We start from the raw sequence: 16446 nt of genomic DNA, 5'->3' as shown, positions 1-16446 counted from the left end.
AGTCCTTCCGGTTGACTTCTGAATTCAGTATGCCCACAGTCGGTGGCGTACGTCACCCGGCCGTCGTCGCCCGAGGAGGCCCGCTCGATGCCCGAGCACCCTGCGCCCGAAGAGGCGCGCACCGCCGCCGCACTGGTGGCCCGGTTCCTGTACGAGCGCGGGGTCCGCCGCGTGTTCGGTCTGCAGGGCGGGCACATCCAGCCGATCTGGGACCAGCTGGCCCGCCTCGGCGTCGCCATCGTCGACGTCCGCGACGAGGCCGCGGCCGTGCACATGGCCCACGCCCACTCCGAGCTGACCGGCGAGATGGGGATCGCGCTGGCCACCGCGGGGCCGGGCGTGACCAACACCGTCACCGCGGTCGCCAACGCCTCGGTCTCGCGGATCCCGCTGATCCTCATCGGGGGCTGCCCGCCGCGGCCGCAGGCCAACAAGCACCCGTTGCAGGACATCGCGCACACCGCGATCCTCGCGCCGGTCACCCGGCAGAGCCGCACGCTGCGGGTCGCCGACGAGGTGCTCCGCGAGTGCGACGAGGGCTGGTCCCGCGCCCTCGGCGACGCGGGCGAGCCCGGGCCGGTCTACCTGGAGATCCCCACCGACGTCCTGCGCGAGACCGTGCCGCCCGCGGTCGTGCTCGACGAGCACCTGCGCGCCCCGGTGCGCCGCCGCGCGCTGCCGCACCCGGCCGACGTCATGGCCGTCACCGAGCTGGTGAACGCCGCGCAGCGCCCGCTGGTGATCACCGGCCGCGGCGCCCGCACCGCCCAGGAGGCGCTGCTGCGCTTCCTCGACGCCTCCGGCGCCGCCTACCTCGACACCCAGGAGGGCCGCGGGCTCGTCCCGCAGGACCACCCCGCGGTCGTGGGGGCGATGCGGAGCCGGGCGATGCGCGAGGCGGACCTGGTGGTCACCGTCGGGCGACAGCTCGACTACCAGCTGGGCTTCGGCTCGCCCGCCGCGTTCCCCGACGCGCGCTGGGTACGGATCTCCGACACCGCGAGCGAGCTGTTCGACAACCGCCGCGGCGAGGTCGAGATCCTGGCCGACGTCGCGTCCACCCTGGACGAGCTCGCCGGCACCGCGGCCGGCGACGGGACCTGGCGCGACGGCCTGCGCGCGGCGCACCTGGAACGCTCCTCCGGGTACCGGGAGAAGCTGGCGGCCACCCCGCCCGGCGGCGACGGCCTGATGCACCCGAACCACATCTTCGCCGCGCTGCACGACCTCGACCTCGACGGCGCCACCGTCGTCGCCGACGGCGGGGACCTGCTGTCCTTCGCCCGGCTCGGTGTCCCGCCGCAGGCCCGCTACCTCGACGCCGGCGCGTTCGGCTGCCTCGGGGTCGGCGTGCCGTTCGCGATCGCCTCGGCGCTCGCGAACCCGGACCGCCCGGCGATCACGGTGACCGGTGACGGCGCGTTCGGCATCAACGCGATGGAGGTCAACACCGCCGTCCGGCACGGTGCGCCGATCGTCGTGATCGTCTCGAACAACGCCGCCTGGAACATCGAGCGCTACGACCAGGCCGAGAACTACGGCCTCGTCGTCGGCACCGAGCTGGAGCACAACGACTACGCCCGGCTGGCCGAGGGACTCGGCGCGCACGGCGAGCGGGTCACCGAGCCCGGGCAGATGGCCGACGCGCTCAAGCGGGCCCTGGCCAACGCTCCGGCCGTGATCGACGTCGTGACCAGCCGCGACGCACCGTCACCCGACGCGGGCAAGGGCCTGGGCTGGGTGCCGGACTACCAGGCCCTCACCCCCTGGAACGACGCCGAGATCGAGCGGAGGAAGGCATGAGCCCGCAGATGGAGGAGTGGCACTTCCCGGCAGGCTACGACCAGAGCTACCTGCCGGACCCGGACAGCCCGTACTGGTTCCCGCACCGGGAGACGATGGACCCCGCCGAGCGCGACGCCGCAGTGCTGGTCCGGCTGCAGGAGGTCCTGCGCTACGCCTACGACAGCTCACCGTTCTACCGGCGCAAGTACGACGAGGCCGGGCTCGACGTCCGTGACGTCACCACCTGGGAGGCGTTCGAGCAGGTCCCGGTCGTCACCAAGCAGGAGCTGCGCGCCTCCCAGGAGAACGCCCCGCCGTTCGGTGACTACGTCTGCGTCGACGACGCCGAGCTGCACCACATCCACGGCACCTCGGGCACCACCGGCACCCCGACCGCGTTCGCGATGGGCCGCCGGGACTGGGAGGTCATCGCCGACAACCACGCCCGCATCCTGTGGGGGATGGGCGTGCGTCCCGGCGACACCGTGTTCGTCTCCGCCCTGTTCTCGCTCTACCTCGGCTCCTGGGGCGCCATGTCCGGAGCGGAACGCCTGCGCTGCAAGGTGTTCCCCTACGGCGCCGGTGCCTCCGGGATGACCGCCCGGGCCGTGCAGTGGCTGGCCCGCACGACGCCGAAGGCGTTCTACTCGACGCCGTCCTACGCGCTGCGCCTCGCCGAGGTCGCCGAGCAGGAGAAGGTCGACCCGCGCGAGTTCGGCATCGACGTCATGTTCTTCTCCGGCGAGCCCGGCGCCTCGGTCCCGACGGTCCGCAAGGCGATCGAGGACGCCTTCGGGGCCCGGGTCGTCGACTGCGGCACGATGGCGGAGATGACGCCGTTCATGTCGGCGTCGGCCACGCAGGGCAGCCCGGACGGGATGCTGCTGTGGCAGGACATCGTCTGGCACGAGGTCTGCGACCCGGCCACCTTCCGCACCGTCCCCTACGGCGACGAGGGCACCCCGGTCTACACGCACCTGGAGCGCACCTCGCAGCCGATGATCCGGCTCGCGTCCAACGACCTGACCCGCTGGGAGATGGGCACCAACGGCTGCGGGCGCACCTACCCGCGGCTGCCCGCCGGAGTCTACGGCCGGATCGACGACATGATCCACATCCGCGGCGAGAACGTGTACCCCACCGAGATCGACAACGTCCTGCGCGAGATCGAGGGCTACGGCGGCGAGCACCGCGTGCACGTCACCCGCACCGGCTCGATGGACGAGATCGTCGTCAAGGCGGAGTGCGCGCCCGAGCACGCCGAGCGCTTCGAGAGCGCCGCCGGGAGCGGGCTGCACCGCGTCGTCGGGCTGCGGGTGGGGGTCGAGGTCGTCGCGCCCGACACCTACGAGCGCAGCGAGCACAAGGCCCGCCGCGTCATCGACGAGCGCGAGCACACCAAGCGTCCCTGAACAGGCGATCCCTGTACCCCCGTGGCAAGGAGGCCACCGAGCATGTCCGTCACCACCCACGCACTGACCCTCGACAGCGACGCCCGCACCGCCGACCAGGTGGCGATGTTCGTCGACGGCGAGTTCGTCCCGGCCGCGGCCGGCGCGACCTTCCCGACCGTCGACCCGAACACCGGCCGCACCATCGCCGAGGTCCCGCGCGCCGACGGCACCGACGTCGACCGCGCCGTCGCGGCGGCGAAGCGGGTCGCCGTCGAGTGGCAGTTCACCGACGCGATCGCCCGCGCCGCGCTGCTGCGCAACCTCGCGGCGCTGGTCACCGAGCACGCCGACGAGCTCGCCCGGCTGGAGGCACTCGACTCCGGGCACTACCTCGCCAAGGCGAGCGAGCTCATGGGCGCCATCCCGCTGTGGCTCGACTACTGGGCGAGCCTGGCCGACAAGGTCGGCGGGCGCACCATCGAGGTGCCCGGCAACAAGCTGTCGTTCACCCTGCTCGAGCCGCTCGGCGTGACCGCGCACATCGTGCCGTGGAACTACCCGCTGCTGATCATGGTCCGGTCCTGCGCCCCGGCGCTGGCGCTCGGCAACACCTGCGTGGTGAAGCCGGCCGAGGACACCTCGCTGTCGGCGCTCAAGTTCGCCGAGCTGGTCAAGGAGGCGGGCTTCCCGGACGGCGTGTTCAACGTCGTCACCGGCTACGGCACCGAGGCCGGCGCCTCGCTGGCCGCGCACCCCGACGTCGCGGGCATCACCTTCACCGGCTCCACCGAGACCGGGAAGACCGTCGCCAAGCTCGCCGCCGACCACGTCGCGCAGGTCAACCTGGAGCTCGGCGGCAAGTCCCCGACGATCGTGTTCCCCGACGCCGACCTCGACGACGCCGTCGAGGCCGCCGTGCAGGGGTTCTGCTCGCACACCGGGCAGGTCTGCGTCGCCGGGACCCGGCTGTTCGTGCACGCCGACGTGCGCGACGAGTTCCTGGCGAAGCTCACCACCCGCCTGGAGCAGACGCAGGTCGGTGACGGCTTCGCCGAGGGCACCCAGATGGGGCCACTCGTCTCGCAGAAGCAGTACGACCGCGTCCGGGACTACATCGAGATCGGCAAGACCGAGGGCACCCTGCACTGCGGCGGCGGCCGCCCCGCCGGAGCGCCCGAGGGCGGCTACTTCGTGGAACCGACGGTCTTCGTCGACGTCGCCCACGACGCCCGGATCGCCCGCGAGGAGATCTTCGGCCCGGTCGCCTCGGTGCACACCTGGACCACCGAGGACGAGCTCGTCGAGGCGGCCAACGACTCGATCTACGGCCTGTTCGCGGTGCTGCTCGGCAGCGACATCAAGCGGCTGCTCTCCACGGCCCGCCGGCTCCAGGTCGGCGGCGTGATGATCAACGACTGGTTCGGCGAGCTGCCGATGACCCCGCACGGCGGGCACAAGCAGTCCGGCACCGGGCGCGAGGAGGGGCTCGAGGCCGTCCACGGATACACCCAGGTCAAGCACGTCAGCGTCAACCTCGACCCGTCGCTGCGCGCCGGCAGCGACTGGGCCGGCGCCCCGCTGTAGGAGAGGAGACCCACGATGAACGACGCACCTGCTCCCTTCGGAGCACCGGCGGAGACCGCGAACCCGGGCGAGGCCGGCGGGTTCTTCGAGAGCGGCCGCCCGCGGATCGGCGGCCTGCTGAACCCGATCCGGTTCGACGGGACCCAGACCGCGGTGCTGAACGCCGTCGCCGACACCCTCATCCCGCCGGACCCGGCGTGGCCGACCGCGAGCGAGGTCGACCTCGTGACCTTCGTCGGCCGCTACGTCACGCCGTCCGGGTACCGCAACAAGCACTTCCCGTTCGCCGAGGAGGACGCGTTCAAGGCCGGTCTCGACCGGCTCGGGCAGTCCTTCGTGGACGGTGACGTCGTCGCCCGCACCGAGGCGGTCGCCGCGCTGGAGAAGGCCGAGGACCCGCTGTTCGAGCAGCTGCGCGCACTCGTCTACTACGGCTACTACTCCCGGCCCGTCGTGACGCTGGCGATCAACCGCAACCTGCCCGCCGGGCGCGACTACCACGGCCCGCCGCTGCCCTACGGCTACCTGCAGACCACCGAGCCCTGGGACGAGGACCTGCTCACGCAGGCCCAGGAGCACGGCTCCTACCTCGAGACCGACGACGTCGTGCGCGTCGACCTGTCCCAGCTGTCCTGGACCAAGTGAGGAGTACGTCATGGCTGCCTACGAGGAGACCGACGTCCTGATCATCGGTGCGGGCCCCGGCGGGGCCGGGATCGCGCTGAAGCTCGCGAAGGCCGGGGTGAAGGTGACCTGCCTGGAGCAGGGGCCGTGGGTCACCCCGAGCGACCACCCGCACTACCACGACGAGTGGGAGCTGGAGAAGCAGCGCGGCTGGGCCTACGACCCCAACGTCCGGCAGCTGCCCGAGGACTACCCGGTCACCGGCGTCACGACGCCGTACATGATGAACAACGTCGGCGGCTCGACGATGCACTACGCGGGCCACTGGCCCCGCTACAAGCCCGTCGACTTCCGCAAGGGCACCGAGCACGGCCTCGAGGGCACGATCGACTGGCCGATCAGCTACGAGGACCTCGCCCCGTTCTACGACGAGAACGACGAGATCTACGGCATCTCCGGCCGCATCGGTGACCCGTCCTACCCGGACCGCAAGCAGGCCGTCCGTGACCCGGAGGTGCTGCCCGGCAAGCTCGGGCTCAAGTACGCGAAGGCCTCGCGCGACCTGGGCTGGCACTGGTGGCCGTCGGACAACGCGATCATCACGCGGGACCGGGAGAACCGGCAGGCCGACCAGGCTATGGGCAACGAGCTGTCCGGCTCACCGACCGGGTCGCTGTCCACCCCGTCCAACGCGCACTGGCCCTATGCGATCCGGCACGGCGCGGACCTGCGCACGATGGCCCGCGTCGAGCAGATCAACGCCGCGAACGGGAAGGCCACCGGGGCGACCTACATCGACCGCGACACCGGCGACCGGCACGAGATCCGGGCGAAGATCGTGGTGCTCGCGGCCAACGGGATCGGGTCGCCGCGGCTGCTGCTGCAGAGCGCGCAGAAGGGGCATCCGGACGGGCTGGCGAACTCCAACGGCATCGTCGGCAAGTACCTGATGCACCACGTCTTCGCGTTCTGCGACTCGTGGTTCGACGAGCCCATCGAGGGCTACAAGGGCAGCTTCGGCGCGCCCCTGTACAGCCACGAGTTCTACCACACCGACGTGAGCAGGGGATTCGTCAACGGCTTCGGCATGCAGGTGGCGCGCAGCTTCGGGCCGGCCTACGCCGCGATGGGCACGCACACCGGCTACACCGCACCGTGGGGCGAGCGGCACCGCGAGTTCTTCGACGGCCACTTCGCCAACCACCTGATGGTCTTCATGTTCGGTGAGGACCTGCCGGTGGAGACGAACACGGTGACGTTGAACCACGACGTGACCGACAGCTCGGGCCTGCCCGCGGCACACGTGAACTACGAGCTGCACGCCAACGACATCGCGCTCGCGGAGTACGGGATCGACAAGATCTTCGAGGCCACGCGGGCGGTCGGGGCGGTGGAGACCAACGACACCGGCGTGCTCTACCCGCCGCCGGCCTGGCACCTCATGGGCACCTGCCGGATGGGGAACAACCCCGGCGACTCGGTGCTCAACAAGTGGTGCCAGACCTGGGACGTGCCGAACCTGTTCGTCTGCGACGGCAGCACCCTCACCACCGGGGCCGCGGTCAACCCGACGAGCACCATCGGCGCGCTGTCCCAGCGGACGGGCGAGTACATCCTGCGCAACTGGGACGCGATCGTCGCCCAGACGACGACACCGTCCAACGCGGACGCGCCGGACATGTGAGGCCGGGCCGGGCCGGCGCCGCGTGGCGCCGGCCCGGTGCCGCTCAGTTCAGCTTGCGGGTGCCCTCGGGCAGACCGCCGCCGGCGTAGACGTCCTCGGCGAGGCCCGCCAGCGCGGTCAGCGCCACGTTCTGGCTCCACGGCCCGTAGGACACGCGGGCGACGCCCAGCTCCTGCGCGGTCTTCAGCGGGATCGACCCGGGGATGCCGATCAGGTTGACCCTGCGCTCGCCGAGCGCCTCGACCAGGCGTCCGACCTGGGTCTCGTCGAGCTTGCCGGGCACGAAGAAGTTCGACGCGCCGGCGTCGAGATAGGCCTTCCCGCGCTCGATCGCGTCGGCCAGTACGGCCTCGGGGTCCTTGTCGCCCGCCTTGAGGAACGCGTCGGTCCGGGCGTTCAGCACGAAGTCCACGCCCGCCGACTCCGCCGCGGCGACGGCCGCCTCGACCGCCTTCACGGCGTCGGCGAGCGGCTTGACCTGGTCCTCCAGGTTCGCCCCGACGATGCCGACGTCGATCGCGCGGGCCACGGTGCCGCCCGGGTCGCCGTAGCCGGCCTCCAGGTCCGCGGTGACCGGCAGGTCGCCCGCGACCTTCGCGATCAGCCCGACCTCGGCGATCATGAGGTCGCGCGGGATGTTCTCGCCGTCCTCGTAGCCGCGGGAGGCGGCGATGCCGTGGCTGGCGGTGGCCAGGGCCTTCGTGCCCGGCGTCTCGGCGACGACCTTCGCGGTGATCGCGTCCCAGACGTTGACGACGAGCAGCAGCTCGGACGCGGCGTGCAGCTCCTGCAGCTTCGTGGCCTTCTCGGCGGTGGAGGTCATGCGGCCACCGTAGGACGGTTCCGGGGAGCCCGCCGCGTACCCAGAACTGAGGATCTGTCGTGTCCCTGACAGCGGTGGGGCCGTCCGACCCCGATTCTGGTGCCGTGCTCCGAGACCGGTCCGACACCCGACACCCGACCACCCCGCGGGGTGGCCTCGGGTCGTCCGCGCTCGTACTGGGAGCGCTGGGCTCGGTGTTCGTCGCCGTCGCGATCGCGCTGTCCGCGGTGTCGCCGCTGACCGTCGCCGGTCTCGCACTCGCCTCCGCCGGGGTGGTCCTGACCGTCGGGGGTCTGGTGCTCGGCACGCTGGGCGCGGTCCGCGCCTGCCCGGGCCGGTCCCGCACCGCGATCTCTGCCGCAGGACTGTCGGTGGCCGGGCTGGCCGGCGGGCTGATCTGGCTGGCCGCGTTCGTGATCCTCGCCGTCACCGGGCCGGGGCCCGCCCCGATCGACGGCACCGACACCACACCGGCCTGTGCGCCGGACGTCTGCCACACGCCCTGATCTGCGGGGCCGGCCGACCGGCCCGATCATGGCGGGATGCGGGACATCGACGTCGGCGTCGTGGCCGACACCGTGCGACGCCTGTGCGTCGAGGCCAACCACGAGCTGCGCGCGGACCACCTGGCCGCGCTGCGCCGCGCGCGGGACGTCGAGGAGTCCCCGACCGGGCGCGAGGTGCTCGACCGGCTGCTCGCCAACGCCGAGGTCTCCGCTCGCGAGCGCATCGCGTTCTGCCAGGACACCGGCTACGCGGTCTGCTTCCTGGAGTTCGGGCAGGACGTGCACTTCTCCGGGGGTTCGCTGGCGGCGGCGATCGACCGCGGCGTCGCCGCCGGCTACCGCGAGGGGTACCTGCGCGCCTCGCTGGTCCGGTCGCCGGTGGACCGCACCGACACCGGTGACAACACCCCGGCGATGGTGCACTACGACCTCGTCGAGGGCGACGGCGTCCGGCTGACCCTGCTGGTCAAGGGGCCGGCTGCGACAACATGAGCGCGCTGCGGATGCTCACGCCGGCCGCGGGCGTCGGCGGCATGACCGACTTCGTGGTGGAGACGGTCGAGCGGGCCGGACCGTCGGCGTCGCCTCCGGTGACGATCGGGATCGGCATGGGCGGCACGTTCGACCGGGCCGCGGTCCTCGCCAAGCGGGCGCTGACCCGCGACCCGACCGGGTCGCCGTCGCCGGATCCGGCGATCGCCGACCTGGAACGGGAGATCCTCGACGCCGTCAACGCCACCGGGATCGGCCCGGCCGGCTTCGGCGGCACGGTGACCGCGCTGTCGGTGCACATCGAGGCGTACCCGACGCACATCGCGGCGTTCCCGGTCGCGATCAACCTCGACTGCCACTCGCACCGCGTCCGGGAGGTGACCCTGTGAAGCACCTCGACCTGCCGCTGGACCACGACGTGCTCGGCGACCTGCGGGCCGGGGACTCCGTGCTGCTCACCGGCGAGATGCTGACCGCGCGCGACGCCGCGCACGCCCGGTTCGCCGAGGCGATCCGGGCGGGGGAGCCGCTCCCGGTCGACGTCGACGGCGCCACGATCTACTTCGTCGGCCCCACCCCGGCCCGCCCCGGCCACCCGATCGGCTCCGCAGGACCGACGACGGCGTCGCGCTGCGACCCGTACTCACCGCTGCTGATCGAGCGGGGTCTGCGCGGCATGATCGGCAAGGGACGGCGCTCGGCCGAGGTGAAGGCCTCGATGCGCGAGCACGGTTGCGTCTACTTCGGAGCGGTCGAGGGGACCGCGGCGCTGCTGTCGCAGTGCGTCACCGCGGCCGAGGTGATCGCCTACGACGACCTGGGGACCGAGGCGGTCCGGCGGCTGGAGGTCCGCGACTTCCCGGTGCTCGTGGTCGACGACCTGCACGGCGGGGACCTCTACGACGACGGACCGGCCCGCTGGCGGCGCGACCGCTAAAGATGCGGCACCCCGTCACGAACGGGACGATCAGGATCATGACCGGACGCCTCGAGGGCAAGCGGGTGCTCGTCACCCACGCCGACCGCTACATCGGACCCCCGGTGGTGGAGCTGTTCCGCGCCGAGGGCGCGGACGTCGTCGCCGACACCACCGACTACACGACCGGCCCGGACGTGGCGCCCCGCGTCGTCGCCGACGCCGGTGAGATCGACGTGCTCGTCGCCAACTTCGCCGGACCGCCCGCCCGGATGCCCGTCACCGACATGATCGGCGACGTCCGCGAGTTCACCGACGCCGAGTTCCAGGACTACCTCGACGAGCTCGTCTGGCCGCTGCTGCGGATCGTGCGGGCGGCGCTGCCCGCGATGACCGCGCGACGGTCGGGCAAGATCGTCGCCGCGACGAGCGCGACCCCGCTGCGGGCCATCCCGGGGCTGGCCGTCTACTCCGCTGCGCGCGGCGCTCAGAACGCGTTCCTGCAGGTCGTCGGAGCCGAGGCCGCGCCCTTCAACGTGCAGGTGAACGGGCTGGGCCCCGCGCACGTGCGCAACAACATGTACTACACCGACGAGATGCTCGACGACGACGAGGTCCGCGGGTCGTTCGAGGCACAGATCCCGGCCGGGCGCCTCGGGGAGGGGCGCGAGGCCGCAGAGCTCGCGCTGGCGCTGGCGTCGGCGGCCAGCGACTTCATGGCCGGGCAGATCGTGCCGGTGTCGGGGGGATGGACGACCTGATCCCGGGTACATCGGTGGTGTGCCACCGATCCCCTACACCGACGCCGTCGAACAGCTCCAGCCGGACGAGGACGAGCACATCCGGCGCTGCATCGACTCCCTGCTCCGCACCAACGCGATGACCTTCGACCTGCACCGCCACGGGTACCGCGCGACGCACGCCAAGAGCCACGGCGTGCTCCGCGGGACCCTGCAGGTACACCGCGACCTGCCGGCCGAGCTGGCCCAGGGCCTGTTCGCGACCCCCGGCGAGTACGACGCCGTCGCCCGGATCGCGACCGAGACCGGCCAGCTCGACGACGACCGGCAGCCCAACGCGCGCGGGTTCTCCCTCAAGGTCTTCGACGTCCGGGGCGAGACCCTGCACCCGTCCGACCCGGACCACCGGGTGCACGACCTGCTGTTCAACACCCTGCCCGTGCTGCCACCGGGCACGGCGAAGAAGTTCATGGAGATCACCGAGATCCGCGAGCGACACTTCTCCGAGCCCGAGAAGATCGACGAGGAGGTCGCACAGCGACCCGACGCCCATGAGCTCGGCGCCTTCGGTCGGCTCGCGAACATCCACCCGCTGGCGCACGCGTACTACACCCAGGGCGTGTTCCGCCACGGCGACTACGTCGCCAAGATCGGTCTGTACCCGGGCACGCCGGAGCAGGAGGGTCTCGCGTCCCGTGAGATCGGCGACGACGACTCCCGCGGCGTGCTCCAGAGCCTGGTCGAGGAGTGGACCTCCACCCGCGACACCGTGTTCGACGTCCGGGTGCAGCTGCGCACCGACGCCGACGCGATGCCCGTGGAGGACGCCGCGGTCGACTGGCCGCAGGACCTGTCGCCCTACGTCACCGTCGCGACGCTGAGGTTCCGGCCGCAGCACGCGTACTCGCCGCAACGCCGGGTGTTCGCCGACGACCGGCTCGCGTTCCGGCCGTGGCACGGACTCGCCGCGCACCGCCCGCTGGGATCGGTCAACCGGCTCCGCCGTCGCGCCTACCAGGAGCTCGGTGCGCAGCGGGGCGACATGAACGCGGTCGCGGTGACCGAGATGCGGTCCGTCTCGGAACTGCCCGACTGATGGCCGCCGTGTTCGTCGTCGGCGCGGGGCCGGGCATCGGCCGCTCGGTCGCCCGACGCTTCGCCGGGTCCGGGCATCCGGTCGGGGTGCTCGCCCGCTCGTCGCCCACCGTGGACGCCCTGCTCACGGACCTGCCCGACGGCGCGGCCGGTGTCACCGCCGACGTCGCCGACGAGGCGGCACTGCGCGCCGCGCTCGACGAGCTGGTCGCGCGGCTCGGGGTGCCCGAGGTCGTCGTCTACAACGCCGGGGTGATCCGCACCGACACCGTCACCGGGCTCGACGCGGCGACGCTGCTCCACACGTACGCGGTCAACGTCGGCGGCGCGGTGACCACCGCCGCGGCCCTGCTCCCAGCGATGGCCGACCGCGACGGCGGCAGCTACCTGATGACGGCCGGCATGCCGCACCCGCTGCCGCAGCTGACGAGCCTGTCGCTGGGCAAGGCCGGGCTGCGTGCGCTGGCCGAGCTGCTCGACGCCGAGTTCGGCCCGCGCGGCGTGCGGTCGGCGACCGTCACCGTGTGCGGCCCGGTCGCGCCGGGCACCGCCTACGACCCGGACGACATCGCCGAGCACTACGCCCGGCTGCACCGGCTGCCCGCCGGGGCCTGGCCGCTCGACACCCGCTTCGGCGACCCCGCCGACGCCGCGGGCTGACCCGCAGCACCCCGCCCGCCCGGCCGCGACGTAGACCGGTAGTGCACGATTGATCATCGGGCGGAACGGGAACCCCGGACATGCACGTCCCGCCATGCGATCCGGAGGTCGTCCCGTGCCCGAGTTCCCCGCCATCCACCACCTCGCCCTGTCGGTCACCGACCTGGACGCCAGCGAGCCCTGGTACACGAAGCTGATCGGCGCCGAGCCGGCGATGACCCTGTCGGACGGCCCGTTCCACCGGCGTGTGTTCGCGCTCCCGTCGGGCCAGCTGCTCGGCCTGACCCGGCACGACTCGGTCGACACCGGCGACACGTTCGCGCCGAACCGGCCGGGTATGGACCACGTCGGGTTCGGTGTCGCCGACCGCGGCGAGATCGAGCAGTGGCGTGACCACCTCGACTCCGTCGGCATCGCCCACGACGGGATCGTCGAGGCCGACTACGGGCTCGCGCTGTCCTTCAAGGACCCGGACGGCAACGCCCTGGAGTTCTTCGTCCTCGCCTCCTGACCCGTACCGGTCAGCGGAGCAGGCCGAGCAGCCCGGGGCCGTCGCGCCGGTCGTCGCGACCCTCCGGGCCGGTGAACCCGCTCCCGGTCAGGTCGGCGCCGTCCGTCTGCTCCGGGTCGGTCCCGCCCAGCTCGACGAGGACGCGCAGCCGGGCGAGATCGGACCGGAGGGTGCGGGCGAGCATCCACCGCAGCGGCCCCGGCACCAGGCGCAGCACGCCGGGTGGCCGGACCCGCAGCGTCAGCCGGACCCGGCAGGCGTCGCCGCCGAGGGGGACGACCTCGCGCGTCCCGTCGGCGTCGACGCCCGCCGTCGTGCGCCACGCGAACCGGCGCCCGGCGACGACCTCGGTGACCAGGCCGTCGTTGCGCGTGGTGCGACCGGCCGTGCCCAGCACCTCGTGTGTCGTCGTGCCCGCGCGGACCGGGCCCTCGGGGGTGGGGGTCATCCGCCGCACTCCCGTGCGCCACTGCACGTCGCGGGCGTAGTCGGCGAGAACGGCCCAGGTCTCGGCGGCCGGGGCGTCGACGATGGTCTCGGCGGCGACGGTGAGATTATTCATGCTATAAACAGTACGATATCGAAATATTAAGCTCCAGTGTTTTCGACGTCGACCTACCATCGGCCGGTGCCCGATCACGACGCCGTCGACGACCTGGTGGACCAGTGGCGCCGGGAGCGCCCGGACCTGGACGGCGACGGCCTGGCCGCGATGGCGACGATCGGGCGGCTCGGCCGCATCGCGGCGCTCGCCGCGCCACGCGTCGAGCGGGTGTTCGCCGGGCACGGCCTGCGCACCGGCGAGTTCGACGTGCTCGCCGCACTGCGGCGGGCCGGAACGCCGTACACGCTGACCCCGTCGCAGCTCAGCCGGACCCTGATGCTGTCCCCGGCCGCGATGACGCACCGCCTCGACCGCCTCGACGACCTCGGCCACGTCGAGCGACGGCTCGACCCGGAGAACCGGCGCAGCATCCTGGTCACGCTCACCGACGGCGGGCGGGACCTGGTGGACCGCCTGGTCACCGAGCACGTGGCGAACGAGCGGGACATGCTCGCCGCCCTCGGCCCGGCGGACCGCGTCGCTTTCGACGACCTGCTGCGTGCGCTTCTCGCGGGGCTCGAGACCGGCTGAGCGGCTCAGACCCGGTTGCCGGTCCGCGCCGACGCCCGGGCCAGCGCGATCGTGGCGACCACCAGCACCACCACCAGCACACCGACGAGCAGCCACCCGGCCCCGCCGGTGTCGAGCCGCTCGTCCAGCACGGTCACACCGACCACGGCCGCCACGACCGGCTCCCCGACGACCACCGCCGGCAGCGACGCCCCCAGCGCGCCGGCCTGGAAGGCGGACTGCTGCAGCAGCGTCCCCCCGACGACGGCGACGACCAGCACCCACGTCTCCCACGAGGTCAGCAGCGCGACCAGCCCGTCGGACAGCGTGTCCACCACGCCGAGGGTGAGCGCCGCGACGACGCCGTAGGCGATACCGGTCGCGGCGGCGAGCAGCAGCGCCCGCGGCGTCCCGGTCGTCACCCGGGCCGCGAGCAGACAGGCGGCGAACAGCACCAGCAGCACCGACCCCGTCGGCGCCCACGCCGCGAGCCCGGCCCGGTCCACCCCCGCGGTCGGCTCACCGACGGTCACGAACAGCACCAGCGCCACGACCAGCACCGTCGCCCAGGTCAGCTCGGCGCGCGACGGTCGTCGCCCGGCCCAGCGCGCGGCCAGCGGCAGCGCGAACACCAGCTGGGTCACGATGATCGGCTGCACCAGCAGCAGCGACCCGAACCCGAGCGCGACGGCCTGCATCGCGAACGCCGCCGTGTCACCCAGCGACCCGGCCAGCCAGCGCGGGTCGCGGACCAGCCGCGCCAGCATCCGCAGCCCCCGGTCGTGCGGGTCCGCCGCCGCCGAGGTCTGCTGGGCGACGGCGGCGAGCGCGAAGAGCAGCGCCGACAGCAGCGCGGCGCCGATCGCGGCGACGGTGTTCAGCGGATCAGGAGATCGAGGACCCGGCGGGCATGGCCTCGAACCGCATGTCCGGGAACTTGCGCTGGATGATGTCCATCCGCCACTTGTTGGTGAACAGCGCGAGGTGCTCGCCGTCGGCGTCGCGGCGCAGGACCTCGCACTCGGACTGCCCGGCCAGCTTCTCGACCGCCTCGGCGTCGACCAGGCGCGCGATCTGGTACGGCAGCCGGTCGAGGGTGACCGGGGCGTTGAACTCGGTCTCCAGGCGCGTGGTGACGACGTCGAACTGCAGTGGCCCGACCGCCGCCAGCACCGGCGCCTGGTCACCGCGCAGGTCCGAGCGCAGGATCTGGATGACCGCCTCGTTGCCGAGCTGCTCGATCCCCTTGCGGAACTGCTTGTACTTGCCCGCGTCCTTCGCGCGGATCACCGCGAAGTGCTCGGGGGCGAACGCCGGGATCGAGGGGAACTCGACCGGGTCGGCGGCGTAGAGCGTGTCGCCGGGGCGCAGGGCGGTGGCGTTGACCAGGCCGACGATGTCGCCGGGGAAGGCCTCCTCGACGGTCCTGCGCTCGGCGCCGAACACCGACTGGGCGTACTTGGTGGCGAAGGGCTTTCCGGTCGCGGCGTGGGTGAGCACCATGCCGCGCTCGAACCGGCCCGAGCAGATCCGCAGGAACGCCATCCGGTCGCGGTGCGCCTTGTCCATGCCGGCCTGGACCTTGAAGATCAGTCCGGAGGTGGGCGCCTCGAGCGGGCGGTCGTCGCCCTTCACGTCCGGGCGGGGGGCGGGCGGCGGGGCCAGGTCGACCAGCGAGTCGAGCAGCCGGGCGACGCCGATGTTCGACAGCGCCGACCCGAACAGCACCGGGGTGGCCTTGCCGGAGCGGAAGCCCTCCTCGTCGAACCCGGCGCCGATCTCGTCGAGCAGGCCCAGCTCGTCCTGCGCGTTCTGCCAGTACTCCGGCTCCTGCGCGGCGATCGTCTCGGCGTCGACGACCTGCGCGGTGGCCTTGGTCGCGCCGCCCGCGGCGCGGGTGAATGCGGTGTACTCGCCGGTGGTGCGCTCGATGAGCCCCTTGAACTGGCCGGCGATGCCCAGCGGCCAGGTCAGCGGCATCGGGCGCAATCCGATGGTCTGCTCGACCTCGTCGAGCAGCTCCAGGGCCTCGCGGCCGGGCCGGTCCCACTTGTTGACGAAGGTGACGATCGGGACGCCGCGCGAGCGGCAGACGTCGAAGAGCTTGAGGGTCTGCGGCTCGAGGCCCTTCGCGGCGTCGAGCAGCATCACCGCGGCGTCGACGGCGGCGAGCACCCGGTAGGTGTCCTCGGAGAAGTCACCGTGGCCGGGGGTGTCGAGCAGGTTGATCACGCAGTCGCGGTAGGCGAACTGCAGCACCGCCGAGGACACCGAGATGCCGCGGGCGCGCTCCATCTCCATCCAGTCCGAGGTGACGCCCTTGCGGCCGGACTTGCCGTGCACCGCACCGGCGGAGTCGATGACCTCCGCGTGCAGCGCCAGCGCCTCGGTCAGCGTCGACTTGCCCGCGTCGGGGTGGGAGATCACCGCGAACGTCCGCCGGCGGGCGGTCTCGCCGACGACGCGTGCGTCGGTGGCGGATCCGGGCTGCCGGGCGTCGCTCTCGGTGGTGCTCACA

The 16446-nt window shown here is 72.6% G+C and carries 16 protein-coding genes and 1 pseudogene; 13 read left to right on the top strand and 4 right to left on the bottom strand.

Annotation, left to right across the window (positions count from 1 at the left end; translation table 11 throughout):
• Positions 1-42: 42 nt before the first annotated feature.
• Genes DMP17_RS40575 through DMP17_RS40555 form a run of 5 tightly spaced genes read left to right on the top strand, consistent with a single transcriptional unit; the run spans position 43 to position 7071 of the window.
• Entirely contained in the window at positions 43-1803 is a 1761-nt protein-coding gene (locus DMP17_RS40575; RefSeq protein WP_337832331.1) for a thiamine pyrophosphate-binding protein, read from the top strand.
• Positions 1800-3197: a phenylacetate--CoA ligase family protein gene (locus DMP17_RS40570; protein WP_337832330.1), complete on the top strand. Its 1398-nt coding sequence runs from the start codon at positions 1800-1802 to the stop codon at positions 3195-3197. The genes DMP17_RS40575 and DMP17_RS40570 overlap by 4 nt, the downstream gene beginning before the upstream one ends.
• Before the next feature lie 42 nt (positions 3198-3239).
• On the top strand, positions 3240-4763 hold the full coding sequence (locus DMP17_RS40565) for an aldehyde dehydrogenase family protein (protein ID WP_337832329.1): 1524 nt from the start codon (positions 3240-3242) through the stop codon (positions 4761-4763).
• Between the two features lie 15 nt (positions 4764-4778).
• Positions 4779-5408 (top strand): gluconate 2-dehydrogenase subunit 3 family protein, encoded by a 630-nt coding sequence (locus DMP17_RS40560; RefSeq protein ID WP_226367406.1) that lies wholly within the window; start codon positions 4779-4781, stop codon positions 5406-5408.
• A gap of 10 nt (positions 5409-5418) precedes the next feature.
• Positions 5419-7071, top strand: coding sequence for a GMC family oxidoreductase (locus tag DMP17_RS40555; RefSeq protein WP_226367405.1), 1653 nt, complete (start codon positions 5419-5421; stop codon positions 7069-7071).
• Positions 7072-7114: 43 nt separating this feature from the next.
• On the opposite strand, the gene DMP17_RS40550 is transcribed toward DMP17_RS40555, so the two are convergent.
• Entirely contained in the window at positions 7115-7894 is a 780-nt protein-coding gene (locus tag DMP17_RS40550) for an isocitrate lyase/PEP mutase family protein (protein WP_226367404.1), read from the bottom strand.
• Between the two features lie 59 nt (positions 7895-7953).
• On the opposite strand from DMP17_RS40550, the gene DMP17_RS40545 reads away from it, so the two are divergent.
• From DMP17_RS40545 to DMP17_RS40510, 7 genes and pseudogenes are all read left to right on the top strand, one after another.
• Positions 7954-8400, top strand: coding sequence for a hypothetical protein (locus tag DMP17_RS40545; RefSeq protein ID WP_337832328.1), 447 nt, complete (start codon positions 7954-7956; stop codon positions 8398-8400).
• A 36-nt stretch (positions 8401-8436) separates the two neighbouring features.
• Positions 8437-9281, top strand: a pseudogene (locus DMP17_RS46580) (fumarate hydratase).
• Positions 9278-9829 (top strand): FumA C-terminus/TtdB family hydratase beta subunit, encoded by a 552-nt coding sequence (locus tag DMP17_RS40530; RefSeq protein WP_226350176.1) that lies wholly within the window; start codon positions 9278-9280, stop codon positions 9827-9829. The pseudogene DMP17_RS46580 and the gene DMP17_RS40530 overlap by 4 nt, the downstream one beginning before the upstream one ends.
• A gap of 38 nt (positions 9830-9867) precedes the next feature.
• On the top strand, positions 9868-10569 hold the full coding sequence (locus DMP17_RS40525; protein WP_226350177.1) for an SDR family NAD(P)-dependent oxidoreductase: 702 nt from the start codon (positions 9868-9870) through the stop codon (positions 10567-10569).
• 19 nt (positions 10570-10588) lie between these two features.
• Complete coding sequence (locus DMP17_RS40520) at positions 10589-11644, top strand: catalase family protein (protein ID WP_337832325.1); 1056 nt, start codon at positions 10589-10591, stop codon at positions 11642-11644.
• On the top strand, positions 11644-12303 hold the full coding sequence (locus DMP17_RS40515) for an SDR family oxidoreductase (protein ID WP_337832324.1): 660 nt from the start codon (positions 11644-11646) through the stop codon (positions 12301-12303). The genes DMP17_RS40520 and DMP17_RS40515 overlap by 1 nt, the downstream gene beginning before the upstream one ends.
• Positions 12304-12418: 115 nt before the next feature.
• Positions 12419-12814, top strand: coding sequence for a VOC family protein (locus tag DMP17_RS40510; protein WP_226350180.1), 396 nt, complete (start codon positions 12419-12421; stop codon positions 12812-12814).
• A gap of 10 nt (positions 12815-12824) precedes the next feature.
• Here the strand turns inward: DMP17_RS40510 and DMP17_RS40505 are convergent, their stop codons facing one another.
• Positions 12825-13376, bottom strand: a complete 552-nt coding sequence (locus DMP17_RS40505) for an SRPBCC family protein (RefSeq protein WP_226367401.1) — start codon at positions 13374-13376, stop codon at positions 12825-12827.
• Positions 13377-13442: 66 nt separating this feature from the next.
• Here DMP17_RS40505 and DMP17_RS40500 point away from each other — a divergent pair, with 66 nt between their 5' ends.
• Positions 13443-13949 (top strand): MarR family winged helix-turn-helix transcriptional regulator, encoded by a 507-nt coding sequence (locus tag DMP17_RS40500; protein WP_226350182.1) that lies wholly within the window; start codon positions 13443-13445, stop codon positions 13947-13949.
• Positions 13950-13954: 5 nt separating this feature from the next.
• On the opposite strand, the gene DMP17_RS40495 is transcribed toward DMP17_RS40500, so the two are convergent.
• Positions 13955-14776 carry a DMT family transporter gene (locus DMP17_RS40495; RefSeq protein ID WP_337832798.1) on the bottom strand — a complete coding sequence of 274 codons (822 nt, stop codon included), beginning with the start codon at positions 14774-14776 and terminating at the stop codon, positions 13955-13957.
• A gap of 37 nt (positions 14777-14813) precedes the next feature.
• On the bottom strand, positions 14814-16445 hold the full coding sequence (locus DMP17_RS40490) for a peptide chain release factor 3 (protein ID WP_337832323.1): 1632 nt from the start codon (positions 16443-16445) through the stop codon (positions 14814-14816).
• Between the last annotated feature and the right edge of the window lies 1 nt (position 16446).

The organism is Pseudonocardia sp. TMWB2A, assembly GCF_017312135.1.
This window is presented reverse-complemented; position numbering and strand designations above follow the sequence as displayed.